Genomic DNA, 25,670 nt, shown 5'->3' on the forward strand with positions numbered 1-25,670 from the left:
GGATGTGATAAATCGCACCGCCTAGGGTATACCCTTATTGCATCCGTTATAATACGTAATTACCCTGATGAAACAAGCTAGCCTTAAGTCCAAAGCCGTATCAAATGCAGCACTGGAACGACATATTAAGGGTTTTTACCTGATCAGCGAGCACTCATGAGTATAGAACAAAACCTGAAAGCGATCAGTGAGATGGATGAGGGCGAACGATCGCGCTTTCTCGTCGAGCAGTCCACCGATATGATCTCCCGCCACACACCGACAACGGAATGGACCTTTCTCGATGTGAGCCCAGCGGTAGAACGTATGCTCGGCTATACCGTCGAAGAGATGATAGGCACCGCCGGCTATGACCTCTTCCACCCGGAAGATGCTGATAACCTGATAAAGCGTTCCGACTCCGTCCGTTATCGCAAAGGGATGTACACCAACGTTTATCGTTATAAACATAAAAATGGTCACTACATCTGGCTAGAAACCACCAGCCGTACGTTGAGAAATGCCGAAGGCAAGCCCATTGAGGTGGTCTGTGTCTCTCGTGACGTTACCGAGCAAACCCTGGCACAACAAGCCACCCGCCGACTGGCACGCGTGGTGGAAGCCTCTTCCGACATGATTATGTTCTGCAACCATAAAACCATGCAGCTGACCTATATGAATGAGGCCACCTACATCACCTTGGGTACCGAAAAAGAAAACCCGATGGTGTTTTATCTTGAGCAGATGTTTTCCCCCAAAATTTTTGCCTCATTAGTGCAAGATGCCCTCGGTCACGCTGCCGCCCACGGCACCTGGTATGGCAGCATTAAAATGCAACTGCCCTCTGGCCGTGAGCGTACCGCAGAAATTCGTGAAGTGATCGCCCACCGAAACCTTAATGACGATATGCAGGTGGAGTATTACTCAATTATCGGCCGGGATATTACCCTGCGCCGAAAGGCCGAAGATGAGATGAAACGTAACCAATTGGAGATGGCGCACATTGCCCGGTTACTCTCCGTTGGCGAAATGGCCTCCGGACTCGCCCATGAGATCAACCAACCGTTGGCCGCCATTCTAAATTATTGTCGCGGCTCAATGCGCCGTATTGAAGAGGGACGTATCAGCTCGGTGGAGGAAGTCAGCCACTCGATGGGATTGATTACCCGCCAAGCCAAACGTGCCGCAGAGATCGTCAAACGCATGCGCAGCTTCGTTAAGAAGACCGAATACCAGCGTATGGAATTCTCACTTAATGACAGCTGCCAAGAGATCGCTGAGTTTCTTAAACAGGAAGCACTGGATCACAACACCACCTTTGAATTTGAACTGGAACATGGCGAACTAGCCATCGTCGCTGATAAAATTCAGATTGAACAGGTGCTGGTTAACCTGATTAGGAATGCGATTGAGGCTTATAATGGCTGTGAAGTTAGCCATCGTCCCGTTATTATACGCACCCGAAAAACCAAGGATTATATCTATATCTCGGTGTCAGACCACGCCAAAGGCATCAGTGCCGAGATATTAAGTAAACTGTTTGAGCCTTTTTTCACCTCTAAATCGACCGGTTTGGGAATGGGATTATCCATCTCACGCACCATTATCGAGGCCCACGGTGGGCAGCTATGGGCCGAAAGTGATGGTCAAACAGGCACACAGTTTTTTATTAAAATTCCAGCGAAAGGCTAGGACCTGACAACATGAGCAGATACAACGGTACCGTTTTTATTGTCGATGACGACGATGATTTTCGAGATTCCATGCAATGGCTATTGGAAAGTGATGACCTGCCGGTCAAGAGTTTCTCCTCGGCCCGTGACTTTCTCAGCAACTACAAAGGCGACCAAGGCTGTATGCTGCTGGATGTGCGTATGCCTGAAATTAATGGTCTAGCGCTACAACAAATCATGTTGGAAAGAGATATCCGCCTGCCGATCATTGTGCTCAGTGGTCACGGTGATATCCCGATGGCCGTGACTGCCATGAAAAACGGCGCGATCGACTTCCTCGAAAAGCCCTTCGATGACGAAGTACTGATTCCATTGGTGCAAAATGCATTGAAAAAAGCCGATGAGATATTAGCCGGTCAGCAACAGCTAGAGCAGATTCACGCCCGCTATGAAACCCTGAGCCGACGGGAACGGGAAGTGATGGCGCTGGTCGTTTCTGGCAAAGCTAACCGAGAAATCGCCGAAGAACTCGGTATTAGCCCGAAGACCGTCGAAGTACACCGCTCTCGGGTGATGAGTAAAATGCGCGCTGAAAGCTTGCCGGCACTGGTCAACCAAGCCGCCCAATTGGAAAACTAAGCCGCAAAAACAGCTCACAACAAAAGCAGGTAACAAGGTCGTCACTCAGCACACGCTGAAAACCACGCTGTTACCTGCTTTACTGCCCCTCAAGGCGACGATCACCCATCAACCTTAACTACTGATCGCGACTAACCGTTTCACGGAGCACTGTTTGTTCGATTGTGACAACCGATTCAACCACCGACTCAACTTCTAACTCAACTGCAGCTTCAAGCTCCTCAACGACAGCCGAGTGCTGTTGCAGCCAAACGAGTAGTCGCGGCAACAGTAAACCCGCAATCACAATAGCCATCCCGACAAACTGCAAATCCGTCACTGACTGACCAAACAGCAATGCAGTCAATACCGCAAACACCGGCACAAAATTAAAGAATAGCGAGGCCGTCGCGGCCCCCAACTGATTCACGCCACTGATCCATAATAGATAGCCGCCCACCGTACCAAAGACACCGATGAACAGCAGATCAGCCAATACCCAAGCGGAGATCGCTAGACTTTCCTGCACCGGATGCACCTCAGCACTAAAAGCTAGCATCAGCGAGATCACTCCTGCACCCGCCATCATGCCAACAAGCGTGAAAGGAATCATCGGCAGCCAACGACCGATACTTTGAGTTAAGCAGGTATACAGGCTCCAACACAACATACCGACAAAAATCAGCTGGTCCCCCTGATTAAATTCAAAGCCAAGCAATCGTGATAACTCGCCGTTGGTCAGCACCAACAACACACCCGACAGACAAATAATCAGACTGAAGATAGCACTCAGATGAGGCAATTTTCGCTGCCACAAGGTGCCCATTAAAGAAGTCGTTAAAGGACTCAGCGCCATAATCAATGCGCCATTACTGGCATCGGTTTTTGTCAGCCCAGTGAACAGGCATAGATTCAATCCGCCGACGCCCACAATCGAGGCAATAATCGCCCACAACCACTGTTGAGCCGTTAATCGCGGCAACGGAACCTTCACCCAAATGGCATAAATGAATAGACAGCTAGCCGCCACCGCAAAACGCCAAAGCACTAGGGTCAGGGCACTGACTTCCGCTAACGCATGCTTTCCTACCGGAAAACATGCGCCCCAAAAAATGTGCACAGCAGCAACATCCAAACAGCGTTGCTATTAGCTGAACGACTCATGCGGATCTCTCTCTAACATTGCGATTACAACCTATAGAGCGCAGACATCGATATATAGGAAAAATGAGCGGGCATAATAGCATAAGAGATTAAATGATTATCTAGCTGCGATGGGCTCTTTATGCCAGACGTAAAGGATAGCCAGATTCAGCGAACTCAAAGCCAATATCATCGTTATCGCCGCTGTCGATAGTCACTGAAGATCAGGCTACAACGCCAAGGATTCAATGAATTGAGTCATCGCCTGCAGCGTTGCTTTTTTTGCTTGTAAGTGGGGTACATGGCCACACTGAGGTATAAACACACCCGTTGCTCTTTCGCCAATGCCACTGACAATATCCTCTACCTGCGAGACTTCACCGTATTCATCCTCTGCGCCCTGCATAATCAGCGCCGGACAATGAATATTCTGTACCCAATCCGTCAAGTCTAACGGCTGGAAACGATCTCGCAGCCAGGTTTCATGCCAGGCGCGAAACAATATATCCGTGCGCTCACCGTGATAACGGGCCAGCTTTTCAGGAAAATCCGTGGTGTTATACAGCTCCACTGCGGCAATAATGCCCGCTGTGGTTAAAGGATCGATACGAATATGCGCCGCCTCGGTGATCACAGCGACCACCCGTTCGGGCAGTGCTGCCGCCGCAATCAGTGCGATAGAACCACCGTCACTGTGACCGACTAAGATAACCTGCTCTAGCCCCGCCGCATCCAACACCGGCTTAACCCAATCCCGTCCTTCTCGATCAAGATAATCATCCGGGCGTGGTAGGGTTATCGGTGATGAACGACCATAACCGCGACGCTCATAAACCAGCAAGTCCATGCCGGTTGCATCAGCTAACAATTGTGGAAAGTCCTTCCACATATCGATATGCCCCAATGCCTCATGTAACAACACCAGAGTGGGCCGATCCCAGCCTTCGTTATGGGGATGACGACCGTGCAGCGCAAAAATCTCAGTACCATCGTTGAGGATAAGTCGCCGCTCTTGCCACTGAATCTCAGCCATTCTTTAACGCTCCGCTGGTATTGAGTAGGTCAGCGTCGTGTGCGCCACCACCTCTTCACTGCCCTCTGAGCGAATCCACACCTCTCCAACCGCCAATCGCTTGCCCACTTTCATCAAATTACAGCGGGCGATCAGGTCGCAATCCGGTCTAGGTTTACTCATAAAGTTGATATTCAAGTTGGTCGTCACTGCCAACGCCACAGGACCAATCTGGCCTAGTAGTGCCGCATACATACAAACATCCGCCAGCGCCATCATCGATGGCCCAGAAACAGTACCGCCCGGCCGCAAGTGTCCGGTATCAACCGGCAGCCTCATCTCGGCCCAACTATCTCCTAAGTCGGAGAGTAGACCAAACTTTTCACCCTGCGGAAAATGCTCCGCCAGAAAATCACTCATCTGTTCAATTGTCATAACAGGCATAAAAACGTCGCCCCATAGTTTTTATTCATTTTATTATTCAGGTTTATCGACCACCGCTAGCGTTACCGTCGCTTTGGATACCAGTTCGGCGTGATCCTCCCGAAAGCAGAATACCTCCGCCTCGGCAATGATTAAACTGGCACCAGGCTTTAACACCCGCGCCTGACAGCATAGCCGCTCACCTTTAGCCGCCCGCAGCAGATTAATCTTAAACTCTGCCGTGAGAATAATCTGCCCTTCGGCCAATAGGGTCGCCGCGGCGGTTCCGGCACTGTGATCAGCCAGAGTAGCTTGCACTCCGGCGTGGACATAGCCGTCCTGTTGCAGATGGTTCTCTTGCAGCGTCAAAGCCGTATTACAGCGTCCTGCTTCAAAATCAGTTAGCTGAAACCCTAATGCTTGGACAAACGGTGCCTGAGAAAATACCCGTTCAACTTCTGCCGCGAAGTTCGGGTTACGCACCCGGTACTCCGTCGGTAACGCCGGTAGCTCAATCATCGTTATGACATGCCATCCGCTTCATCCTTGGCGCGATTACGCAGAATGAAACGCTGAATTTTGCCACTCGGCGTTTTCGGTAGCTCCTGCATAAATTCGATCTCCCGTGGGAAAGCGTGGGTCGATAGACGGCTGCGGACGTGCGTTTTCAACTCGGCAATCAATTCATCGCTCGGATCAAACTGTTCGCGAAGCACCACATAGGCTTTAATAATCGCACCACGCTCAAGATCCGGCTTACCGATCACGCCACTTTCTGCCACGGCTTCATGTTCCAGCAGCGTATTTTCAACATCTGATGGCCCAACACGGTAACCGGCAGTCGTGATAATGTCGTCATCACGGCCATTGAAGGAGTAACTGCCATCACCATGGCTAACCACCACATCGCCGGTCAGATAGTATTTACCCCGGAACGGGTTTTTCTCGCCCCAAGTGTAGCCAGGGAAAATAAACAGCGGGGATTTTTCCATGTCCACGGCTAGCTCACCAATCTGACCTTCTTGTAGTTCATTGAGATCATTATCCAATGCCACTACACGATGTCCTGGCAGAGAGAATCCCATAGATCCAACACGGACGATATCCTGTTTAAGATTATGGTGATTACAGGCGGTCATGCCGGTTTCGGTTTGACCATAATGATCCATCACAGGGCAGCCTAAACGACGCTCAACCCAGCCAATCACTTCAGGATTTAGTGGCTCACCAGCACTGCTCGCCAGCCGTAGTTCGAAACCGCTGTGCTCGGCCAACAAGTTCTCATGGGCCATCAATAAACGATAAGCCGTCGGTGCTGCGGCAAGATTGGTAATCTTATACTTGCTCAGCATCTGATAAGTGGTTTCAGGGGTAAACGCATTCTCATTGAAATGCGTGGTGTTACCTAACAGTAAGGGGCCGACAACCGCATAATAGAGACCGTAAGCCCAACCCGGATCTGCCACATTCCAATAACGATCTTGTGGTTCTAAGCCGATGGCATAGCGCATATAAACATAGAATGACAACAATGCACGCGCAGGCACAGCCACCCCTTTCGCCTTACCCACCGTACCGGAGGTAAACATCTGCAGGAAGGGATCATCCGCACTTATTCTAACGGGCTCAAACTCACTGCTCTGAGCGGCCATCTCTGTTTCAAAATCAGGTAATGCTGCATAGTTATCGGCCGCTGCCGCACGGTTAAATAACAGCACCGGAGGGCAACCATTCACGGTGTCCAATTTTTCAATATTGTCGGGATCCGTGACAATCAGTTTTGTCTCCGCTTGCGTCACTCGATACTCAATCGCACCACTGCCAAACGCGGTAAACAGCGGTTGATACACCGCGCCGGCTCGCAGTGTGCCTAACACGACCACCAGTAGTTCTGGCGTCCGAGGCATTAAACACGCTACCCGATCGCCTTTACCAATACCCCGAGCCGTCAGCAGATTGGCAAACTGTGCCGCGCGCTGCTGCAACTCAGCAAAAGAATGACTCGATGCCGGACGGCTCGCACCTTCGTAATTTAGCGCGATGCGTTGATCATCCTCAGCCCAACGGTCACAGATCTCTTCACAGACATTAAAACCCTGTTTCAGATCTCCGATCAGCTTCTCTTCGATCATGGACGGCGTAAAGGAATCGTAAAATTCCTGGTAATTAGCAATAGTCATTATTTGCCTCGTTATTATGTTTATTAAGGCCCTGCTAGAGAACGCGATACGTCCCCGTAACAGGCTCATCCCTTTGTGTGCTTATTTTATCTAGCGAAACCACAATTGATGTAACCTAGGGTCACCGGCTAATCAAACAGCCCGGCATCCCTTAGTTTGTCAATTTCAGCCTGGCTATAGCCTAATCTTTCCATTATTTGTGCACCCTGCTCACCACACCGAGGAGCAGGCTGTATCGGTTGTTGCTCAAATCCGAGGGCCGAATCGACCTGCCGCTCACCACTCGGTTGCGTGACGATCATATGGCGGGCAACAAACTGGGGGTGTTCGGCGGCTTCAGACACCGTCAAGACCGGCTCGACACAGATATCTTGGTCGGCCAGTTCCTCACACCAGGTTTCGAGGTCCTGCTTGGCAAATTTTTGCTGTAATAAGGTTTTCAGCTGACGATCTTCTAAAGGCGGGTTATCTTGAATATTCAATGCTCTCGCCAGCCGCTGACGAAACTGCGGCTCTAAGCTACCCACCGACAGGTAACGATCATCGGAGGTACGGTAATAATCATAAACGCCACCGCCATTGAGAAAGTTACTCTCGGGCTGTGGGTCCGGCGCGCCATTTAGCGCAGCGGGTATCATTAATGCTTGTAACGCGAGGGTGTTATCCGCCATCGAGATATCCAGATAGCAACCTTCACCACTACTTTGCCGACCAATCACCGCCGCCAATATGGAAATCACGGCGGGGTGAGAGCCGGCCGCCACATCCGCTACCTGCAACCCCATCGGGGCAGGGCCACTTGCCTTACGCCCCATATGGCTGGCCGCACCCGACAACGCCAGATAGTTAAGATCGTGGCCCGCTTTGTCGCGGTAGGGACCCGTTTGACCATAACCTGTGATAGAACAGTAAATCAGCCGTGGGTTAACCTGCTTTAGGGTGTCGTAATCCAATCCCAAACGCGCCATCACCCCCGGGCGAAACTGTTCAATTAAAATATCGTATTCCGCCACCAACTGACTGATCAGTCCAACCGCCTCCGGATGTTTCAAATTCAACGCAAGAGATTGTTTGCCCCGGTTAAGGTAGCTAAAGGCAGCCGACTGGCCATCGATCAACGGTTTCATATTGCGCACCAGATCATGCCGAGAAGCCGACTCAACCCGTAACACCTCAGCACCTAAATCCGCTAACATCATGGTTGCATAAGGGCCGGGCAACAACGTTGACAGATCGAGTACTTTTAGACCTTTCAAGGGCTCTTTCAAGGGTAGATCCTCAGCTAGCAGCGTTAAGAATTTCGCGTGCGATGATCAACCTTTGAACTTCGCTGGTGCCCTCATAGATTGAGGTAATCCGAACATCCCGACTCAGCCGCTCTAACGGATATTCCTGCATATAGCCGTAACCACCGAGTAGCTGTAAGGCGGTGTAACAAGCCTGATTAGCCTTTTCACTGGCAAACAGCTTGGCCATCGATGCTTCTTTAGCAAAGCTCTGGCCCCGTTGTTTGCGATCCGCGGCGCTCATCAACAAAAGGCGCGCCGCTTCAAGTTCCGTCATCCGGTCGGCAATCATCCATTGCAACCCTTGGAAATCAGCAATCGGCTTACCAAACTGCTGACGCTCTTTGGTGTAGGCAATGGCGTAATCCATCGCCGCTAAACCAACCCCCAGTGCCAATGAACCAACCCCGATACGACCACCGGCAAGCTCACTCACGGCGATGCGAAAGCCATCATTCAGCTTACCAAGAATGGCTGAGTCGGGAACTTCACACTGATCAAAATGGACTTCATTGGTGGCTGAACCGTGCTGCCCCATTTTTTTCTCGGCAGCACCGACGGTAATACCGGCAGCATCGGCGGGCACCAAAAAGCAGGTGATCCCTTTGCCTTTTCTCGCCTCAGGATCAGTCACGGCCCAGACCACGAAGACACCGGCAAATTCGGCACTGGTGATCCATTGTTTAGTGCCGGAAATAGACCAGCCAGTATCCGTTTTGACGGCTTTGGTGCGCATCGAAGCCGGATCAGAGCCTGCTCCCGCTTCCGTTAAACAGAAGCTGCCACTGAGGTATTCACCACTACAAATCTTCGGCAAGTAATGTTGTTTCTGTTCTTCATTGCCCACCACCTGAATAACCTCAGCCACCATATTGGTAACGGACATGGTCACGGCCGTTGATGCACAGGCTCGAGCGATCTCTGTCACCGCTAGACTGAAGGCAACCGCACCCGCTTCTGTTCCGCCGTAGTCGGCATCGATATTCAGGCCCATAAAGCCCAGCTCGGCAAGTTCACGGCAATGGCCGGTAAGAATACTACGATCTTTGGTTTGGTCGAGTTGCTCAGCGGTCGGCGCCAATTCACTTTCCGCATAGCGGCGAGCGGCGTCCTGAATCATTTGTTGTTCTTCGGTGAGATTCAGATCCATCGGAAATTCCTAGTTTTTATTATCTAAGCTTGGCAAGTGCCAAAGCATAATTAGGGTATACCCCTAAGTATATACCCTAAAAACAGTAAAGTCGTAAACAGTAAATAAATTTTTTTACCCTGCACCCACAAGGAATCTCGACTGGAAACTGCCCTAGATCATAAAAATATCGCGATAACATCAGCTTTCTTCTGAGTTTAATTGCCCTGTCCGTTTTACCTGTTAGAATCCGCCCCGTCACAAAACCACGCTATCTGTACCTAAGAATGATGAATAACAAAAAAAACAATAAAATACTGATCAGTGCCTGCCTACTAGGTAGTAAAGTCCGTTACGACGGCAAAGATAATCTCATCGACAGCCCACTCATCCAACGACTACGGGATGAGGGACGTTTAGTTCCGGTCTGCCCTGAAATCGAAGGCGGCCTAAGCACCCCTCGAGCGCCTGCAGAAATCCAAGATAAATTTCCGCTACGTATCACCAATATCGATGATGAAGATGTTACCCCACAGTTTTTGAGCGGCGCAGAAAAAACCCTCGAAATCGCCCTACGAGAAGGCTGCTGTTGCGCCCTCATGAAGTCCCGCAGTCCCTCCTGTGGCAATCATGAAGTCTATGATGGACATTTCAACAATACGATTAAGCCTGGCTCCGGTGTGACCGCCGATGAGCTTATGCGTAAAGGCTTTCCGGTATACAATGAACGGCAACTCGATCAGCTGACCGAATTTATGGCGTTGCAGGACCGCTAAACCCGGTTTCGCTCGCCTTTACAGCTGATTAGCCTTGCCCGGCAAGGCAATCAACCGCCGTTCAGCTACAGGAGACCCGTCTATGATCACAGACGAGCTGGCAAATCTGTCACAGCTTTATACCCTCATTATCGATTTCTTTGTTAACTACAGTTTTCAGGTTATCGGCGCCATCATCATCTTGATTATTGGCCTCATCGTGGCGCGCTGGGTGGGTAAATTAGTACTCAACATCTGCCTACGCCACAATGTCGATGTCACTCTCAGCAACTTTATCAGCAGCACTATTAAGCTACTCCTTATCGCTATGGTGGCGATTATCTGTCTCGGTAAGTTTGGTATCAGTGTCGCCCCCTTTATCGCGGCGATTGGTGCTATTTCACTGAGTATCGGTTTGGCACTGCAAGGGGTTTTCTCAAACTACGGCGCGGGCTTTACCATTATCTTGACCCGCCCTTTTGTCGTGGGTAATACCCTACGCTGCAACAATGTCTGCGGTGTCGTAGAAGAGATCCGTTTGGCCTATACGCAGCTGTCGACCGAAGATGGCGAGATCATTACCATCCCCAATAAACATATCGTTGGCGAGGTACTGATTAACTCGTTTGAAAATACCATTGTCGAGGCCAGCATCGGCATCAGCTACTCGGCTAATTCAGACCAAGCCATCGCATTAATTCAAGCGCAATTGCAAGCCAACCAGGGGATCGTGAAAGAACCGGCCCCACAGGTGGGGATCGCCAACTTCGGCGATTCGGGTGTCGATATTGCTTATCGCTACTGGGTGCCAACGAAACAACTATTTGAACTTCAGTTTCAAATTAATGGTGCTGTTTACAAAGCCTTCAATGATGCAGGCATTGAGATTCCATTCCCACAACGGGAAGTGACCCTCAAGCAGGCTGAAACCCTCAAACCTTAGCAGATTACGGGTAACCTGCTATCTAAACCTTTGATAAATAAGAAATGGGTATAAGCAATCACTTATACCCATTTCAAAAACATTCTAGTCATTCTTTGGCCAGGATGGCGATGTTAACTTAGCTGTCAGCGCAGCAACAATCGAGGCTAATAGTTGAGTATCCATTTCGAATCATTAAGTGCCAATTTGGTTTCGTGAAAGCACCCTATCCCGGTTTGATGAAAAACGATAGCAAGTTAGCGATGTTATTCACACTAGCCAACATCACAGGAATTGATCAAATACTTAGAGCGTAGGGCAAGTCCGCCTGCACCCAGAGAAATCATGATGCCGACGGTGAGATAAGAGAACTGTTAGGCCAAATTTTGATCATTCTGTTTGAGTCAGCGAATTAACTAAAACTCGGGCACTTAAGCATAGACTCCTTAGCGGAAGATTAGCCGTAATAGCTGAGCACGGGTAACACTCAATATTTTTCTGACCAAGTCACCACATCAGGCAGCGACTGCGCCCTGAGATAGGGCACATTATGCTGAAGTTAAGTGCTTGAGCTCAAAACTTATCCAGCATCTCTGGACGGAAATCATCATTAGTCACGTTCACCCCATACTTCTCCATGGTCAGTTGCAGCTCTTTCATCGACTTGTGCAACTCTTCCATCGTAAGGGTGTTGTTATCAAGGTTATACAGCTGCTCTGAGCCATTATAGCTCCAATGCATGATAACCATCGCATCGCGGTCGCCGGCTTCAACCGCTTCTTTGAGTTTTTTCTGCTTGCGATAAATTTTGTTAAGCATCTGTTTAAGATCCCAAACATAGCTCACCTCATACATATACTCATGGTCGCGGTGGTGACGAAGTAACGCTACCACCACAATACCGCCGATCACTACGCCGGCCACGTTAAGCCAAAAATTATTACCGTCGGCATTGCCCATGACTTGGATTAAGAGGCTAGACACCGCTAATGCAATCACCGCCAGAATGATCACTACGCCAATCATAATCTGCTTATAATGCTTACTGTAACGTTCTTTGTTGATCTCTTTAAGCTGCATCGTTTTTCCCCTGTAACATCAGCGGCCGATTATAGAGCCTCCGGCGGTCAAAGGAACCTGTGCAATATCAGTATTTAGGTTTTTATATTGAATAGTTTCGCTGCCCCCTTGTTCCAAACGCCTCCCCCCTAAAATGCTTGCTCTTAAAGTTTCGGATATCAGGTATAAAAATCTATGCGCGCCAGTCAATTTCTGATTGCAACACTGAAAGAAACCCCTTCTGATGCAGAAGTTATCAGCCACCAGCTGATGCTTCGCTCGGGCATGGTCCGTCGAGTCGCGGCAGGGCTGTACAACTGGCTTCCGACGGGGCTGCGTACCCTGCGCAAAGTTGAACGCATTGTTCGTGAAGAGATGGACAAATCCGGCGCACAGGAAGTCCTAATGCCGTCGATTCAGCCCGCTGAACTGTGGCAGGAATCTGGCCGCTGGGAAAAATACGGCCCAGAACTGCTGCGTTTGCATGACCGTCATAACCGTGAATTCTGTGTTGGCCCAACCCATGAAGAGGTGATCACTGATCTGGTGCGCAACGAGATTCACAGCTATAAGCAGTTGCCCGCTAACTTCTATCAGGTACAAACAAAGTTCCGTGATGAAGTTCGCCCACGCTTTGGCATTATGCGCTCCCGTGAATTCATCATGAAAGACGCCTACTCGTTCCACTGTAATTTAGAGTCTCTGCAACAGACCTATGATCTGATGCACCAGACCTACTGCAAAATCTTCGACCGTATCGGACTGGATTACCGCCCTGTACTCGCCGATAACGGTTCTATTGGTGGTAATTCATCCCATGAATTCCATGTACTGGCTGACTCGGGCGAAGACGATATCGCCTTTTCCGATAGCAGTGATTTTGCCGCAAATATTGAAAAAGCCGAGGCCATTGCCCCAGCCGGTGAACGTGCAGCGCCCACTGAAGAGATGAGATTGGTAGACACGCCCGACGCCAAAACCATCGCCCAGCTGGTTGAGCTGCATAATTTACCGATTGAAAAAACCATCAAGACACTGTTTGTGAACGCATCCGATGAATGCGATGCCGACTTTGTCGCATTGCTGGTGCGCGGTGACCATGACCTCAACGAAATTAAAGCCGAAAAACTACCGCAAGTTGCCGTACCGCTAGAAATGGCCGATGAAGAGGCGATCAAAGCACTTATCGGTGCAGGCCCTGGCTCCCTCGGCCCTGTTAACCTGCCGATCCCTTGCATCGTAGACCGTACCGTTGCACAGATGTCTGACTTCGGTGCCGGTGCCAATATTGAAGGCAAACATTATTTCGGCGTCAACTGGGAGCGTGATGTCGCGCTACCTGAAGTGGCCGACCTGCGGAATGTTGTCGAAGGCGACCCTAGCCCTTGCGGTAAAGGTAATATCGTGATTAAACGCGGTATAGAAGTGGGCCATATTTTCCAACTTGGACAACAGTATGCTGCAGCGCTGAATGCCAACGTCCTAGATGAGAATGGCAAAGCCGTCACCATGGATATGGGTTGTTACGGTATTGGGGTTTCCCGCGTGGTTGCTGCGGCGATTGAGCAGAACTATGACGACCGCGGCATTATCTGGCCTGAAGCGATTGCACCCTTTAGCATCGCACTGGTTGCTCTTAAGTATGAAAAATCGGAAGCGGTTCGTAACCAAGCTGATGCGCTGTATGAAACACTGACGGCGGCAGGCTATGACGTGATTCTAGATGACCGTCCTAAGGTTAGCCCTGGCGCTAAGATGGCCGATATGGAGTTGATGGGCATTCCTCATCGTATCGTGATCTCTGATCGCGGTCTTGAAGCAGGCACCGTGGAGTATAAATACCGCCGCGCTGCTGATAAGCAAGAGATTCAACTGGCTGAACTCGAGGCGTTTATGCGCTCAACCTTCACACAGTAAAATCTTTCGAGGCTTATTTCATCTAAGCCCTCGATAATCGAAGCAGGCCTCGCGCCTGCTTTTTTTCGCCTGAAATAACCCGCCCACCGCCATATTGGCACTCATCCACGGGTTATTCTCCTCAAGAGAACGGGAACAACAGCACGAAAAACGGGTCTATCACACAGTATTACTGAATACCTTGCCTGTGGGCTGGAAATCCCCAGCAAAGCCAAGCATTATTAACGCCATAAGATTCAGCCCTTGCTCATCAGCGCCTCGCTGAATCGTCTTACACTCTGAGAGGAATTCACTCGCTATGTTTATTGCCATGAACCGTTTCCGTATTAAACTGGGCCACGAACAGGACTTTATCGATATCTGGAAAAACCGCGATAGCCACCTCGAATCAGTGCCGGGCTTCATCTCCTTCAACCTATTGCAGGGCGATACCACCGAAGAGTACACACTGATGTCATCCCATGCTGTCTGGCAGGACAAGGCAGCATTTGATGGCTGGCTAAAATCCGATGCTTTCAAAAAAGCCCATGCTAACGCCGGTGGCCGCAAGGATATCTATATGGGCCCACCACAATTTGAAGGCTTTGAAACAGTTATTTAAAAACCGCTATAATCCACGTTTAAACCGCTGTAGGAATCTGTTTGTGCGACTGATTATGACACTGCTGTTACTGGCATGGAGTTTATCGCTATCGGCGGCAACGCAAGAAATCGATCCCGAACTGCGGGAAGAATTGAAACAGGCGTTTGCTGATAGCAGCAGCTTTGAAGACCGCTTTGCTGCTGAGGTTTGGTTAACGGATATGTCCGGCCGTATCAAACGCTATGTCGACAGTGATCGGGAACGCATCGAGATTCTCAGAACCGTACACGCCGAAGCAGACCGGGTGCAACTGCCACCGGCGCTATTGCTCGGCGTCATCCACACAGAGAGCCGCTTCAATCGTTTTGCCGTATCGGTCGTTGGCGCACAGGGGCTGATGCAGGTTATGCCTTTCTGGAAAAAAGAAATTGGCCGCAACGACGACAACCTTACCAATATCAAAACCAATCTTCGCTACGGTGCTACTATTTTGAAACACTACCTCAAGCGCTCCAAAGGCAACCTAACCGAAGCCTTGGCCCGTTATAACGGCAGCTATGGTAAAGTTTGGTATCCCGAAAAAGTGTATCGCAGCCAACGCCGCTATGAAGATTAAGTAGGCTAACCCTAGCAGCCCAAAAACGACTCATGTCAATAATGGCTAATAGGGTTATCTAGGGTTTTAAAGGATCACGAACTCGATAAACTCCTCAGGTGCTTCAACCCGTGAGCTTGTCACTTCGGCAACCGTTGCTAACGCCGGGCCAATACTGAGCCAAGCCTCCAACTGCATGACCCCATGCTCATGACCACGGGCCATCACTTCGACCCGCCCATCGTCCAGATTACGTACCCAGCCCGTTAAACCATGCGCTTGAGCTTTTTCCAATGTAGACTTGCGAAACCAAACCCCTTGCACTCGGCCACTGACGAACGCATGTAAGCATTGTCCCATAAAGAATCCTCTTATCGTTGATCAATCATTTCACACACCCTATTTAACGCTAGCCGTTGAGCGATGGTTCAGCACCGGGCTTAACCTGAGCGTCTGACGGCGCGATAAAAAGCTGTTCTAAGGTCAAACTCAACTGTTGTTGGCGCACCTCGCTGAGCTGCTGTAAACGCTGGTCTAACTGCTGTTGCCAATAACGGGTCGACTCAACAGAAGAGCGCTCCGGTAACGGCCATGGCAGTAGTTTGTTTAATTGCTCCAGCGTAAAGCTTCCCATATCACGGGCGAGGATATAGCCCCCACGATCGGTTCGGCTAATCACCGAAGCATCCAAGAGAATAACATTGTAATGATCCCACTCATTCTGCTCTAAGCCTTCAACCTGTTGCAACAGCTGCCGGTCGGACAGCGACTTACCCGACTGCTGAGCCTGCCATAAACGCTGCAACACCGCCACCAGCGTATGTAGGTGGGACAGATGTTTACCCTTACGGTGGTCTCGATAGACACTCAATGCCCGACTTAACTCTGCGCCTAACAGAATGATCGTCCAAGAGATAAATATCCACGCCAGAAATAACGGCACAGCAGCGAAAGCGCCATAGATCAACTCATAAGACGGAAATTGAGTAACAAACAGGGCAAACGCGCGCTTAGCTGTCTCAAACAGTATCGCCACCACTAACCCACCGATCACCGCATTGCGCAGCGGTACCTTACAATTAGGCACCGCCGCATAGAGCAGCGTAAAGGCGGCAGCCGACATCACCAAAGGCAAGGCCGATAATAACCGCGCTCGACCGACTAACTCCGTTGCACTGGTAAACAGCGATAACGAAGCGATATAGGAACTCACCAACAAACCCAAGCCGATCAGAATCGGCCCAAGGCTCAAGACGGCCCAGTACAGTAGAAAGCTCGACATCCCTTTACGCGGCTCGCTCACCCGCCAGATGCGGTTAAACGCGCCCTCAATATTTTTCATCATCATGATCGACGTGACGAATAGGAACACTAACCCCACCGCCGTTAGCTTACTGGCCTGAGCGGCGAAATCAGAAAGATACTCTTGTACGACCGCGCCGGTCGCGGGGACAAAATTTTCAAAAATCCAACCCTGCAATTGCTCTCCTGCCCCCTGAAAGGAAGGGATCGCGGCTAACATCGCATAGGACACTGTCATCAAAGGCACAACCGCAAACAGAGTGGTATAGGTGAGCGCCGACGCGTTCAACATGCCTTTATTGCGGATAAATTGACGAGCAAGATACAGCAAAAAATGCCCAATGCCCCGCAGTGTCAACAGATGATTGCCCTTCATAACGATCCTGTAACGATGAATTAAAGCGATATAATACCCTGCCGCTCTTTAGGCTGGTAGCTAAGCTGTATACAATATCGCACTTACATCAAAATCTGTCGTTACGAACAGGATCAGTACTATGTCTGTTGAAATTTATCACAACCCTCGCTGCTCAAAATCCCGCACTACATTGGCGCTATTAGAGGAGCATAACGTTACCCCCCAAGTGCGCCTTTATCTTGAAAATCCACCGACCGCGGCCGAGCTGACCGATGTCATTACTCAACTCGGTATCAGCCCTCGCGAGCTACTGCGTAAAGGTGAAGCGGAATACAAAGAAAACAACCTTAGCGATACGAACCTAACGGATGCTCAGTTAGTCGACCTGATGGTTCAGTTTCCGCGTCTAATTGAACGCCCTATCGTTATTACCAAAGGCCAGGCCCGCATCGGTCGCCCACCTGAGTCTGTACTGGAGATTCTGTAAGTGTCGCAACCTTACGTCCTCGTACTCTATTACAGTCGCCACGGTGCTACCCGCGCCATGGCGAATCTGATCGCTAGAGGCATCGAACAGAGCGGTATAGAAGCTCGCCTGCGGACTGTCCCGGCGATCTCAGCAAACTGTGAAGCCACCGAGGACAGCATCCCCGAGAATGGCGATCTGTATTGCAGCGAAGCCGATCTTGCTCACTGTTGCGGCCTCGCACTCGGTAGCCCTACCCGCTTTGGCAACATGGCCGCGCCGCTGAAATACTTTATCGATTCAACCAGCAACCTTTGGTTAAATGGCGCCCTAATTGATAAACCCGCCGCACTATTTAGCTCCAGCTCCAGCCTACATGGCGGTCAAGAAAGCACCCTGTTAAGCATGATGTTACCTTTAATGCATCACGGCATGGTGATCTGCGGTTTGCCCTACAGCGAATCAGGATTGCTCAGTACCACCAGCGGCGGCACCCCTTACGGAGCTACCCATCTGGCTGGACAACAGAGCGATCGAGCTGTCGATGACACCGAAACCGCACTCTGTCTGGCACAGGGAAAACGACTTGGGCGATTAGCGCTTCAGTTATCAGCTTAAAATCTCAGGATTAAAGATGCAGCAAACACTCGCAAAAAAAGTGACTATCAGCCGGGCCGTGACACTGTTCAGCTATTTTGGTCTGATTCTCTTGCTCACCGCTTGGCACCTGATCATTGCGCCACCCGAAAACGCCAACCCTTATAGTATCTGGGCCTTCCAGACAGTGCCGTTGCTACTGTTCTATCCGGCTATTCTGAAGAAACATCTACGCGGGCATATCTGGTTATGTTTCTTTATTACGGTGTACTTCATGCATTCGGTGACCATCGCTATGTCCGCCCATAGCAGCGCTATTCTCGGCTTAGCCGAAACACTGCTGGTCGCGGCACTGTTTATTGGCGCTATGATGTTTGCCCGCTGGCAGAGCCAGTTAAACAAACTGTTAAATAACCCTGAACAAAACCGGTAACGGGAAGCTCGCGTGGATCTCAAGTCAGTCAGAAAACAGTTCCCGGCGCTGCAACAGCAGATAAACAGCCAGCCACTGGTATACCTCGATAATGCTGCCACTAGTCAGAAGCCCGAGGCCGTTATCCGCGCCGTGGAACAGTTTTATCGGCAACAAAATGCCAACGTTCACCGGGGCGCTCACCAACTGAGCGAACAAGCCACCCGCTTGTTTGAAGCGGCGCGCACAGAGGTCAAAGTTTTTATCAATGCCGCCGCTGAGCAGGAGATTATCTGGACCCGAGGCACCACGGAGGGGATCAATTTGATAGCGCAAAGCTATGCCCGTCCGTTACTGCAACTGGGTGATGAGATTCTCCTGACCGAATTGGAACACCACGCTAATATCGTCCCCTGGCAGATCGTGGCAGAACAAACCGGCGCAGCGATCAAGGTCGTGCCGATTCACGATAATGGCGACCTTAACCTGCCACGTTTTGCCGAGCTGCTCAATGAGCGAACACGCATTGTCAGCCTGACTCACATATCCAATGCCCTAGGCACGATCACCCCGGTTGCCGGGCTAATCCGCCAAGCGAAGAGCATCGGTGCCACCGTGATTGTGGATGGTGCCCAGGCAGTATCTCATCTCGAGATCGATGTACAACGGCTCGGCTGTGACTTTTATCTATTTTCCGGTCATAAACTGTTTGGCCCAACCGGTATCGGTGTTCTCTATGGACGCCAAGCGCTGCTAGAGGCGATGCCTCCTTGGCAAAGCGGGGGCGAGATGATCCGTAAGGTGTCATTTTCGGGCACTGAATACAACGATCTACCGTTTAAGTTTGAAGCCGGCACACCCAATATCAGCGGCGCATTGGGATTAGCAGAAGCGATTCGTTTTCTCAATCGCCTGGATCGTAAAGCCCTAGCGCATCATGAGCGGGCGCTGATGAGCAAAGCGGTTGAGTTATGCTCAGCGATTCCCGGCTTTACCCGCATCGGTAACCCCACCGCCTGTGCATCGATTTTGTCATTTCAGTTGATCAGCCACCATCAACAGGATGTCGGCCTGATGCTGGACCAACAAGGTATTGCGGTACGTACCGGCCATCACTGTGCGATGCCCTTGATGGAACGACTTGGCCTGCCGGGCACCATCCGCGCTTCATTCGCGTTTTATAATAGCATTAAGGATGTTGAACGCTTTGCCGAAGCCCTCAGCCTAATTGCCCAAGGCGGCTCGTTTTCAACCGCTGATACGGCGCCCACTCAATCCGTTTTTGATAGCTCCCCTTTTGGTCGAGAAGTGAATGACCGTGATATTCTGGCCAAACTGACCCCCTTAAAAAACTGGAATGATCGTTATCGGGAGATCATGCTACTTGGCAAGCGCCTACCATCATTTACAGCGACGATGAAAAGCGATACGCCGCGCATTAACGGTTGTGAAAGTGATGCCTGGGTCATGGTCGAAAAAGACGCTGACGGCGCACTCTGGTTTGCCGCCGACTCGGATGCCCGCATTATTCGCGGATTAATCGCCCTCGTCCTCGCTGCGCTAAACGGCCGGACGGCACAAGAGATTCTGGACTTTGATATTGATGGCTACTTTGAACAACTACAGCTAAGCCGACATCTTAGCCCTTCTAGGGGCAACGGTTTGAAAGCGATTATTGAAGTGGTCAAACACCACGCTCATGATGCCCTCAACGAGAGCCCAGTTTAACAAAGGTATGTCTTGATAGGGAGTAAAGCAGAACAGCAAGCGGATGACGCGCTACCGGCTTATGATTTAAAACCGGCAGTCTAACTCATCGTATCGGCGCTAATCATAATCAAGTCGCGCCCATCATCTTTGGCATCATAGAGCGCATCATCTGCCGCTTTAACCAGCCCATCAAGGTTCGATGAGTTATGGGGGAAGCAGGATACCCCAGCACTAAAGGTATACTGGATTTCCTGTGATTCATCCTCTAGCACAACCGGGTTGTCGCGAAGTGTTGATTTAAATTGCATCAGTAGCTGGACAGCACTATCAATGCCGGTATTGGGCAGCAACAAGAGAAACTCTTCACCACCCCAACGCATCAGCGAGTCCGAACGACGCAACACACCGTTGATCAAGGTTACAAAATGCTTTAGCGCTGCATCACCGGCCAAATGACCATAGGCATCATTAATATTTTTAAAGTGATCAAGGTCGATCAAACAGATTGTTAGTTGCTGCTGATAACGCACCGCATAACTCAGCTGCTTAGAAAAATGAATATAACCTGCTCGACGATTCAATAACCCGGTAAGGTGATCATGACTCGCTTGGGAGCGCAGCATCTCTTCTAGTTGCTTACTCCGAGTAATGTCGTGACACATCCCGACAACGCGTACCGCCTTGCCATCAGCATCACGTTCGCATACACGCCCCCGGTCCCTCACCCAAATATAGCTACCATCTCGCCGCTTAAGCTGATATTCCGCTTCGTAGCTGTCGGTATCACCGTCGATATGCGCCCCTAAGGTCGCCATCACCCGCTCGCGATCTGCTTCATGCACCGAGGAGATCCATGTTTCAACGCAGGGTTCCATCTCATGGGGCAGATAGCCTTGCAAGCGTTTCAATTGCGGCGAGAAAAACACCTCATTTGTCTGGGTATTCCAATCCCACAGGCCATCTGAGGCCTCATTAAGGGCATAGGTGAGCCGTGCATCCTTGGTGCGAAATTCTTCGCGCTGAGAGGAAGTGCGATCCAAGTTGCGAGCAATCGAGAGGAATAGTTCTTGGCCTTCAAACTCTATCACCGAGGTATACACCTCGACGGGAAAGAAGGTTCCTTGCTGATGGAAATGACGGCCGATAAAGGTAAACGCTTGAGGTCGGGCAGCATAGATCAATTCAGAAATCTGCGCCCAATGCTCCTCATTTTCAACGCCATGCTGCAGTGAGATAACACTGTGTTGTAAGAGCTGCTCGCGACTCATGCCCAAATCTTGCCAAGCACAGGTATTCGCATCAAGAATGCGGGAGGTTTGCGGCTCTAATACATAGATCGCATCGCTACAGCCTTCAAAGATAGCTTTATAGAATCCTTCCGAAAAGCATGCTGACATAGTAATAAAGCCAAATAGTTATTGATGAAACGATCTAGACACTCTGTTCGCCAAGCTAAAAATCAATCAGAAAAGACAGCGCATGCCATCTGCTATCGTCAATTAAATGAATTATAGCACCTTTTGTTCACGCGCAGCCCGCTCAAGCATTTTCTGCAGTACTCGGGAGACCGCCACAAAACCAAAGGTCGCGGTGACACAAGTTGAGGCACCAAAACCACCACTGCAATCTAACCGCGTATTGCCATCAGCCACTGTTTTCATCTGACAGACACTGCCGTCGGGCTGCGGGTAGACCAGTTGCTCAGTAGAATAGACACAATCAACCGCAAACCGCCGACCGCTTTTACTGAAGTTATAATAACGACGCAATAAGGAGCGGGTTTTCGCCGCCAGAGGATCATGATGGGTTTTACTCAGATCGGCAATATTGATCTGGGTAGGGTCCGTTTGTCCGCCCGCACCACCCACGGTAATCACCGGAATTTTACTACGTTTACAGTGAGCAATCAGTGCCGCTTTCTCTTTAACACTGTCAATACAGTCAATTACGTAATCGAACTGTTTACCGATTAAGGTTGAAATATTATCTAAGGTGATAAAATCATCGACCACCTCAACCTGACAATCTGGATTAATCAGCCGAATTCGCTCCGCCATTGCCTCGGTTTTAGGCTCACCGATAGTGGTGTTCAATGTATGGATCTGACGATTGGTATTGGTAATACAGATATCGTCGAGATCAATCAATGTGATATGGCCAATGGCTGAGCGGGCTAATGCCTCTGCCGCCCACGAGCCCACACCACCGATACCAATGACACAGATACTGGCCTGCTGAAACAGCTCGACCCCGGCTACACCGTAGAGTCGCTGGGTACCACCAAATCGCTGTTGAAAGGTATCAGACATAAATAAAATGCACCCTAAAAGTCATCTTCCGTCAGCTCCGTTATAACAGCATCACCACAATGGCAACAATCACCCTCGATAAACACAATACCCTTGAGCAGATATTCCCGCGGATTAATCATTCCCAAATTAACCGCCTGGCAGCTATCACACCAAGTTTGTTGCAAAAATGCTTGCTGCTCTTCCTCACTGCGGGCACTGAAATCCCGCTCGATTCGTTCTTCTTGCATAGGAGTACCCTTACTAACGGTCTGGTTTCGCGTCATTCTGACAACTTATGATGATCTTGGCCATGCGAGGTTGCCTGGCGGCACCCATGTTTCTAACTGCTGTTTTACCGACGGTTGAAGAAAAAGCTCCCCCACAGTCGGATCACAGCGATATTCACAACGCTGCCCCTGCCAATCGAAAGCAATACTCCAGGCATGTAAATAACCACGATCTACCGGTGAGTCGGACACACTGTGATAACGCTGATCACCCAGAATCGCCGCACCAATACTTTTCAGTGCCACTCGCAGCTGATGCGTCTTACCGGTTAAAGGACGCAACAAAAACAAACGCATCCCGGGCTGCGGTGAACAGCTGAAAAACCGCGTGATAGCGGGGTTATTCTGTGTGGTCGTGAGCTTCCAGCTACCTCGACGGGCACGTTCCATATCGCCTTTAATCAAACCCTGCTTTTTACGGGGCTTCTGATCGGAGAGCGCAATATAATATTTTTCGACTGTTTTAGCCTGAAACTGACGGGATAGATAGGAAGCGGCTTCGCCATGACGGGCCAAGATCAGCAATCCTGAAGTCATTTTATCGAGTCGATGCACAAGATAGAGTGGGCCACAATTTAACGCTGTTGATATCTGTTGTAACAGCCCTGCCTCGGCCTGATCTCGATGTACTGAAATACCGGGGGCTTTATTGATAATGATATAATCGGGGGTCTGAGCAATCAGAGAAAAGTTAGACATCAATGGTTTTCCCAACTCAAAACAGCGACACAAAAGCCCGCAGAGAGTGGCCGTGCCAATACAGTCCGTTCAGACGACGGGTCACCCAGTGGGCTTCGGCGTTAGTGCCTTCAATGGTGAGTACCGCGACGGTCTGCTCAGACAGATCCCCGGGAACCAGCTCTAAAGCGTCCACTTCGGTGTAATGCGCTAACATTTCTTGTAACTCGGCTTCAGACACATCAGACGTAAAGCCTGCCAGAATAATTTTCATAGTGATCCAGCGTAAGGTCAGAGACCTAGAACTTGCTTAACAAAGGGAATCGTCACTTTACGTTTGGCGCTCAACGAAGCCGAATCCAGCTTATCTAACAATTTAAACAGATCGGACATGCTGCGACTGGCTCGATGGATAAGAAACCATGCAACCTCTTCACTGATGGTAAAACCACGCCCACGGGCACGTAACTGCAGAGCCTGCACTTTGCCATCATCATCAAGATTATGCACCTGAAACACCATTCCCCAACTCAAGCGGGACGCCAGATCAGGCAGGTTCAGATTTAACTGACGTGGCGCGCGATCACCCGCGACCAACAAACGATTGTTTTCAGCCCGAATACGGTTAAAAAAGTGAAACACTCCTTCTTCCCAAGCTTTGTTACCCGCAATAATTTGAATATGATCGATGCAGACTAGATCCAGATGTTCCATCCCTTCAAGGATACCCGGCCCCATATCCATCAGCTCATCTAAGGGCAGGTATACCGCCGTACGGCCCACCGGATCCGAGGCATGACAAACCGCCTGCAACAGGTGCGAACAACCGCTATCGCTATTACCCCAGATATATAAGTACTGCTCGCCTTCACCGCGGGCAGCCTGATCGAGGGTACTGCAAAGCAGTTCATTCCCCTGATAAAGGAAATTTTCAAATCGGGCATCATCCCTCAGGGTGATCCCTAGGGGTATCTGAAACGGCTCAGGACTACTCATCTATATCAATACTTATATGGCCAGCAGCTAGGCACCGGGCCTTTACTCACATTTTAAGTTTCTGGGCTTCCAAGCTATATCGCATCAAAAACATAGGCTTAGCGTCTGTTTTCGTGGTTAGCCCGGTATTACGATGCTCATTCACAATTGAGCACTGAATCTTAAATCTCTTGCTTCAATCCTACGACCGCTCAACAATCATAAAGTTTACTACTTTTATAACCCTGATGCAGGTGGCGAAGGAGCACCATAATAACCGCCGCAACGGGAAGTGCAATCAAAATCCCTACAAAACCGAATAGCTGGCCACCGGCCATAATGGCGAAGATAACAGCAACAGGATGCAAGCCAATACGATCCCCCACCAACAGCGGTGTCAGGACCATACCTTCCAATGCTTGACCGATAGCAAATACCACCCCCACCCAAGCCAACATAGTAATATCATTGAACTGCAACATGGCGGCGACACCCGCAGCCACAATCCCCACGATAAAGCCCATATAAGGCACAATACTGGCCACGCCGGCTAACATCCCCACCAGCAAAGCTAAATCCAAACCGACCGTCCAAAGCCCTAGCGCGTAGATAATGCCTAGCGCCAACATCACCAACAACTGACCTTTAATAAAGGCACCTAGCACCTCATCACATTCATTCGCCCAGAGGGTGACCTTTTTTTCTAGGTTACGCGGCAAGAGATAACCAATTTTCCCCATCATGACATCCCAGTCACGTAACAGATAGAACATCACTACGGGAATCAGCACTAAGTTAGCCACCCAAGCGGCCACCGCCAAACCCGACTCGCCGACACTACTAAAAACGGTTTTAACCAGACTCCCGGTTTGCTGCCAATGACCACTCATCAACGCCTGCAAACTCTGTAGATCAAAACCAGCCAATGAGATACCCGTATTTGTCTCCAACCAAGGTATCCAGACCGTTTGGATCATAGCAAACACCTGAGGCACCATTTTAATCATCACCTGCAACTGATATCCCAGCTTAGGCAATAACCAGATCACCAATAACAACAACACCGTAGTCATCACCAGAAATACCACGACCACCGACAGGGTACGGCTCAACCCGCGAGCTTCCAACCTATCGGCTAATGGATCGGTTAAATAGGCCAGTAGAGCGGCTACAACAAACGGGGATAAAATAGGTTGCAGCAAATACAGCAGCAAGGCCATCACGACCCCGAGGATAAGAAAAAACCACCGCTGTGAATCACTCATAAACATTCCCTCTTCCACTGACGGGTAGGACACGCGTTGACACCGATTTTATCAG

Annotated in this window: 28 protein-coding genes and 1 pseudogene; 12 read left to right on the forward strand and 17 right to left on the reverse strand. The window is 50.1% G+C overall.

Going from position 1 to position 25,670, the window contains the following annotated elements; translation table 11 throughout:
* Positions 1-156 precede the first annotated feature (156 nt).
* Both AC0L4K_RS11280 and AC0L4K_RS11285 read left to right on the forward strand, forming a co-directional pair.
* Positions 157-1,671 carry a PAS domain-containing sensor histidine kinase gene (locus AC0L4K_RS11280; protein WP_417222294.1) on the forward strand — a complete coding sequence of 505 codons (1,515 nt, stop codon included), beginning with the start codon at positions 157-159 and terminating at the stop codon, positions 1,669-1,671.
* Between the two features lie 11 nt (positions 1,672-1,682).
* The gene (locus tag AC0L4K_RS11285) at positions 1,683-2,291 is read left to right on the forward strand and encodes a response regulator transcription factor (protein WP_417222292.1); all 609 of its coding nucleotides are present in this window, start codon (positions 1,683-1,685) and stop codon (positions 2,289-2,291) included.
* A gap of 118 nt (positions 2,292-2,409) precedes the next feature.
* On the opposite strand, the gene AC0L4K_RS11290 is transcribed toward AC0L4K_RS11285, so the two are convergent.
* The 7 genes from AC0L4K_RS11290 to AC0L4K_RS11320 all read right to left on the reverse strand — a co-directional run bounded on the left by AC0L4K_RS11290 (position 2,410) and on the right by AC0L4K_RS11320 (position 9,464).
* Positions 2,410-3,390, reverse strand: a complete 981-nt coding sequence (locus AC0L4K_RS11290; RefSeq protein WP_473266174.1) for a DMT family transporter — start codon at positions 3,388-3,390, stop codon at positions 2,410-2,412.
* 252 nt (positions 3,391-3,642) lie between these two features.
* Complete coding sequence (locus AC0L4K_RS11295) at positions 3,643-4,446, reverse strand: alpha/beta fold hydrolase (RefSeq protein ID WP_473266176.1); 804 nt, start codon at positions 4,444-4,446, stop codon at positions 3,643-3,645.
* A 3-nt stretch (positions 4,447-4,449) separates the two neighbouring features.
* Positions 4,450-4,869: a PaaI family thioesterase gene (locus AC0L4K_RS11300; protein ID WP_473266177.1), complete on the reverse strand. Its 420-nt coding sequence runs from the start codon at positions 4,867-4,869 to the stop codon at positions 4,450-4,452.
* A gap of 33 nt (positions 4,870-4,902) precedes the next feature.
* Positions 4,903-5,367, reverse strand: a complete 465-nt coding sequence (locus tag AC0L4K_RS11305; RefSeq protein WP_417222281.1) for a PaaI family thioesterase — start codon at positions 5,365-5,367, stop codon at positions 4,903-4,905.
* A 2-nt stretch (positions 5,368-5,369) separates the two neighbouring features.
* Complete coding sequence (locus tag AC0L4K_RS11310) at positions 5,370-7,028, reverse strand: AMP-binding protein (RefSeq protein WP_417222278.1); 1,659 nt, start codon at positions 7,026-7,028, stop codon at positions 5,370-5,372.
* Positions 7,029-7,156: 128 nt separating this feature from the next.
* The gene (locus AC0L4K_RS11315) at positions 7,157-8,296 is read right to left on the reverse strand and encodes a CaiB/BaiF CoA transferase family protein (protein ID WP_473266181.1); all 1,140 of its coding nucleotides are present in this window, start codon (positions 8,294-8,296) and stop codon (positions 7,157-7,159) included.
* A 10-nt stretch (positions 8,297-8,306) separates the two neighbouring features.
* The gene (locus AC0L4K_RS11320) at positions 8,307-9,464 is read right to left on the reverse strand and encodes an acyl-CoA dehydrogenase family protein (protein ID WP_473266182.1); all 1,158 of its coding nucleotides are present in this window, start codon (positions 9,462-9,464) and stop codon (positions 8,307-8,309) included.
* Between the two features lie 266 nt (positions 9,465-9,730).
* Here AC0L4K_RS11320 and AC0L4K_RS11325 point away from each other — a divergent pair, with 266 nt between their 5' ends.
* From AC0L4K_RS11325 to AC0L4K_RS11335, 3 genes and pseudogenes are all read left to right on the forward strand, one after another.
* Positions 9,731-10,219: a 2-thiouracil desulfurase family protein gene (locus AC0L4K_RS11325; protein ID WP_473266184.1), complete on the forward strand. Its 489-nt coding sequence runs from the start codon at positions 9,731-9,733 to the stop codon at positions 10,217-10,219.
* 82 nt (positions 10,220-10,301) lie between these two features.
* The gene (locus AC0L4K_RS11330; RefSeq protein ID WP_417222270.1) at positions 10,302-11,141 is read left to right on the forward strand and encodes a mechanosensitive ion channel family protein; all 840 of its coding nucleotides are present in this window, start codon (positions 10,302-10,304) and stop codon (positions 11,139-11,141) included.
* Positions 11,142-11,284: 143 nt separating this feature from the next.
* Positions 11,285-11,437: pseudogene (locus AC0L4K_RS11335) on the forward strand (IS5/IS1182 family transposase); the annotation flags it as partial.
* A 256-nt stretch (positions 11,438-11,693) separates the two neighbouring features.
* On the opposite strand, the gene AC0L4K_RS11340 reads toward AC0L4K_RS11335, so the two are convergent.
* On the reverse strand, positions 11,694-12,200 hold the full coding sequence (locus tag AC0L4K_RS11340; protein ID WP_473266187.1) for a DUF3087 family protein: 507 nt from the start codon (positions 12,198-12,200) through the stop codon (positions 11,694-11,696).
* Between the two features lie 174 nt (positions 12,201-12,374).
* Between AC0L4K_RS11340 and AC0L4K_RS11345 the strand changes: the two genes are divergently transcribed.
* The 3 genes from AC0L4K_RS11345 to AC0L4K_RS11355 all read left to right on the forward strand — a co-directional run bounded on the left by AC0L4K_RS11345 (position 12,375) and on the right by AC0L4K_RS11355 (position 15,295).
* On the forward strand, positions 12,375-14,096 hold the full coding sequence (locus AC0L4K_RS11345; protein WP_473266188.1) for a proline--tRNA ligase: 1,722 nt from the start codon (positions 12,375-12,377) through the stop codon (positions 14,094-14,096).
* 298 nt (positions 14,097-14,394) lie between these two features.
* Positions 14,395-14,697 (forward strand): heme-degrading protein HmuQ, encoded by a 303-nt coding sequence (gene hmuQ / locus AC0L4K_RS11350; protein WP_473266189.1) that lies wholly within the window; start codon positions 14,395-14,397, stop codon positions 14,695-14,697.
* A gap of 43 nt (positions 14,698-14,740) precedes the next feature.
* Positions 14,741-15,295, forward strand: coding sequence for a lytic transglycosylase domain-containing protein (locus tag AC0L4K_RS11355; protein WP_417222254.1), 555 nt, complete (start codon positions 14,741-14,743; stop codon positions 15,293-15,295).
* A gap of 66 nt (positions 15,296-15,361) precedes the next feature.
* Here the strand turns inward: AC0L4K_RS11355 and AC0L4K_RS11360 are convergent, their stop codons facing one another.
* On the reverse strand, positions 15,362-15,634 hold the full coding sequence (locus AC0L4K_RS11360) for an acylphosphatase (protein WP_417222252.1): 273 nt from the start codon (positions 15,632-15,634) through the stop codon (positions 15,362-15,364).
* Positions 15,635-15,683: 49 nt separating this feature from the next.
* Entirely contained in the window at positions 15,684-16,952 is a 1,269-nt protein-coding gene (locus tag AC0L4K_RS11365; protein ID WP_417222249.1) for a virulence factor BrkB family protein, read from the reverse strand.
* Positions 16,953-17,073: 121 nt separating this feature from the next.
* Between AC0L4K_RS11365 and arsC the strand changes: the two genes are divergently transcribed.
* Genes arsC through AC0L4K_RS11385 form a run of 4 tightly spaced genes read left to right on the forward strand, consistent with a single transcriptional unit; the run spans position 17,074 to position 20,137 of the window.
* Positions 17,074-17,421: an arsenate reductase (glutaredoxin) gene (gene arsC / locus AC0L4K_RS11370; RefSeq protein ID WP_473266193.1), complete on the forward strand. Its 348-nt coding sequence runs from the start codon at positions 17,074-17,076 to the stop codon at positions 17,419-17,421.
* Positions 17,422-18,018, forward strand: coding sequence for an NAD(P)H:quinone oxidoreductase (gene wrbA / locus AC0L4K_RS11375; RefSeq protein WP_417222244.1), 597 nt, complete (start codon positions 17,422-17,424; stop codon positions 18,016-18,018).
* A 16-nt stretch (positions 18,019-18,034) separates the two neighbouring features.
* Positions 18,035-18,430 carry a DUF2069 domain-containing protein gene (locus tag AC0L4K_RS11380; RefSeq protein WP_473266195.1) on the forward strand — a complete coding sequence of 132 codons (396 nt, stop codon included), beginning with the start codon at positions 18,035-18,037 and terminating at the stop codon, positions 18,428-18,430.
* Between the two features lie 12 nt (positions 18,431-18,442).
* On the forward strand, positions 18,443-20,137 hold the full coding sequence (locus AC0L4K_RS11385; RefSeq protein ID WP_473266196.1) for a SufS family cysteine desulfurase: 1,695 nt from the start codon (positions 18,443-18,445) through the stop codon (positions 20,135-20,137).
* An 80-nt stretch (positions 20,138-20,217) separates the two neighbouring features.
* On the opposite strand, the gene AC0L4K_RS11390 is transcribed toward AC0L4K_RS11385, so the two are convergent.
* From AC0L4K_RS11390 to AC0L4K_RS11420, 7 genes are all read right to left on the reverse strand, one after another.
* The gene (locus AC0L4K_RS11390; RefSeq protein ID WP_473266197.1) at positions 20,218-21,516 is read right to left on the reverse strand and encodes a sensor domain-containing diguanylate cyclase; all 1,299 of its coding nucleotides are present in this window, start codon (positions 21,514-21,516) and stop codon (positions 20,218-20,220) included.
* Between the two features lie 111 nt (positions 21,517-21,627).
* The gene (gene tcdA, locus AC0L4K_RS11395; RefSeq protein WP_473266199.1) at positions 21,628-22,428 is read right to left on the reverse strand and encodes a tRNA cyclic N6-threonylcarbamoyladenosine(37) synthase TcdA; all 801 of its coding nucleotides are present in this window, start codon (positions 22,426-22,428) and stop codon (positions 21,628-21,630) included.
* A 14-nt stretch (positions 22,429-22,442) separates the two neighbouring features.
* Positions 22,443-22,658: a hypothetical protein gene (locus AC0L4K_RS11400; protein ID WP_417222230.1), complete on the reverse strand. Its 216-nt coding sequence runs from the start codon at positions 22,656-22,658 to the stop codon at positions 22,443-22,445.
* Between the two features lie 45 nt (positions 22,659-22,703).
* Positions 22,704-23,396 (reverse strand): TIGR01621 family pseudouridine synthase, encoded by a 693-nt coding sequence (locus AC0L4K_RS11405; RefSeq protein WP_473266201.1) that lies wholly within the window; start codon positions 23,394-23,396, stop codon positions 22,704-22,706.
* Between the two features lie 16 nt (positions 23,397-23,412).
* Entirely contained in the window at positions 23,413-23,649 is a 237-nt protein-coding gene (locus AC0L4K_RS11410) for an RNA-binding protein (protein ID WP_473266203.1), read from the reverse strand.
* A 17-nt stretch (positions 23,650-23,666) separates the two neighbouring features.
* Positions 23,667-24,371 (reverse strand): DnaA regulatory inactivator Hda, encoded by a 705-nt coding sequence (gene hda / locus AC0L4K_RS11415; protein ID WP_473266206.1) that lies wholly within the window; start codon positions 24,369-24,371, stop codon positions 23,667-23,669.
* Positions 24,372-24,562: 191 nt separating this feature from the next.
* Positions 24,563-25,615 carry an AI-2E family transporter gene (locus AC0L4K_RS11420; protein WP_417222222.1) on the reverse strand — a complete coding sequence of 351 codons (1,053 nt, stop codon included), beginning with the start codon at positions 25,613-25,615 and terminating at the stop codon, positions 24,563-24,565.
* Positions 25,616-25,670: the final 55 nt, after the last annotated feature.

The organism is Amphritea sp. GJ51-11 (assembly GCF_055808735.1).

Bases quoted from the DNA above. Each gene is read 5' to 3' on its own strand.
- AC0L4K_RS11280 (WP_417222294.1), top strand. From the start codon at position 157: ATGAGTATAGAACAAAACCTGAAAGCGATCAGTGAGATGGATGAGGGC.
- AC0L4K_RS11295 (WP_473266176.1), bottom strand. From the start codon at position 4,446: ATGGCTGAGATTCAGTGGCAAGAGCGGCGACTTATCCTCAACGATGGT.
- AC0L4K_RS11380 (WP_473266195.1), top strand. From the start codon at position 18,035: ATGCAGCAAACACTCGCAAAAAAAGTGACTATCAGCCGGGCCGTGACA.
- AC0L4K_RS11300 (WP_473266177.1), bottom strand. From the start codon at position 4,869: ATGCCTGTTATGACAATTGAACAGATGAGTGATTTTCTGGCGGAGCAT.
- AC0L4K_RS11400 (WP_417222230.1), bottom strand. From the start codon at position 22,658: ATGCAAGAAGAACGAATCGAGCGGGATTTCAGTGCCCGCAGTGAGGAA.
- hda (WP_473266206.1), bottom strand. From the start codon at position 24,371: ATGAGTAGTCCTGAGCCGTTTCAGATACCCCTAGGGATCACCCTGAGG.
- AC0L4K_RS11285 (WP_417222292.1), top strand. From the start codon at position 1,683: ATGAGCAGATACAACGGTACCGTTTTTATTGTCGATGACGACGATGAT.
- tcdA (WP_473266199.1), bottom strand. From the start codon at position 22,428: ATGTCTGATACCTTTCAACAGCGATTTGGTGGTACCCAGCGACTCTAC.
- arsC (WP_473266193.1), top strand. From the start codon at position 17,074: ATGTCTGTTGAAATTTATCACAACCCTCGCTGCTCAAAATCCCGCACT.
- AC0L4K_RS11360 (WP_417222252.1), bottom strand. From the start codon at position 15,634: ATGGGACAATGCTTACATGCGTTCGTCAGTGGCCGAGTGCAAGGGGTT.
- AC0L4K_RS11330 (WP_417222270.1), top strand. From the start codon at position 10,302: ATGATCACAGACGAGCTGGCAAATCTGTCACAGCTTTATACCCTCATT.
- AC0L4K_RS11390 (WP_473266197.1), bottom strand. From the start codon at position 21,516: ATGTCAGCATGCTTTTCGGAAGGATTCTATAAAGCTATCTTTGAAGGC.
- AC0L4K_RS11305 (WP_417222281.1), bottom strand. From the start codon at position 5,367: ATGATTGAGCTACCGGCGTTACCGACGGAGTACCGGGTGCGTAACCCG.
- AC0L4K_RS11345 (WP_473266188.1), top strand. From the start codon at position 12,375: ATGCGCGCCAGTCAATTTCTGATTGCAACACTGAAAGAAACCCCTTCT.
- AC0L4K_RS11325 (WP_473266184.1), top strand. From the start codon at position 9,731: ATGATGAATAACAAAAAAAACAATAAAATACTGATCAGTGCCTGCCTA.
- AC0L4K_RS11310 (WP_417222278.1), bottom strand. From the start codon at position 7,028: ATGACTATTGCTAATTACCAGGAATTTTACGATTCCTTTACGCCGTCC.
- hmuQ (WP_473266189.1), top strand. From the start codon at position 14,395: ATGTTTATTGCCATGAACCGTTTCCGTATTAAACTGGGCCACGAACAG.
- AC0L4K_RS11410 (WP_473266203.1), bottom strand. From the start codon at position 23,649: ATGAAAATTATTCTGGCAGGCTTTACGTCTGATGTGTCTGAAGCCGAG.
- AC0L4K_RS11420 (WP_417222222.1), bottom strand. From the start codon at position 25,615: ATGAGTGATTCACAGCGGTGGTTTTTTCTTATCCTCGGGGTCGTGATG.
- AC0L4K_RS11340 (WP_473266187.1), bottom strand. From the start codon at position 12,200: ATGCAGCTTAAAGAGATCAACAAAGAACGTTACAGTAAGCATTATAAG.
- AC0L4K_RS11320 (WP_473266182.1), bottom strand. From the start codon at position 9,464: ATGGATCTGAATCTCACCGAAGAACAACAAATGATTCAGGACGCCGCT.
- AC0L4K_RS11405 (WP_473266201.1), bottom strand. From the start codon at position 23,396: ATGTCTAACTTTTCTCTGATTGCTCAGACCCCCGATTATATCATTATC.
- AC0L4K_RS11365 (WP_417222249.1), bottom strand. From the start codon at position 16,952: ATGAAGGGCAATCATCTGTTGACACTGCGGGGCATTGGGCATTTTTTG.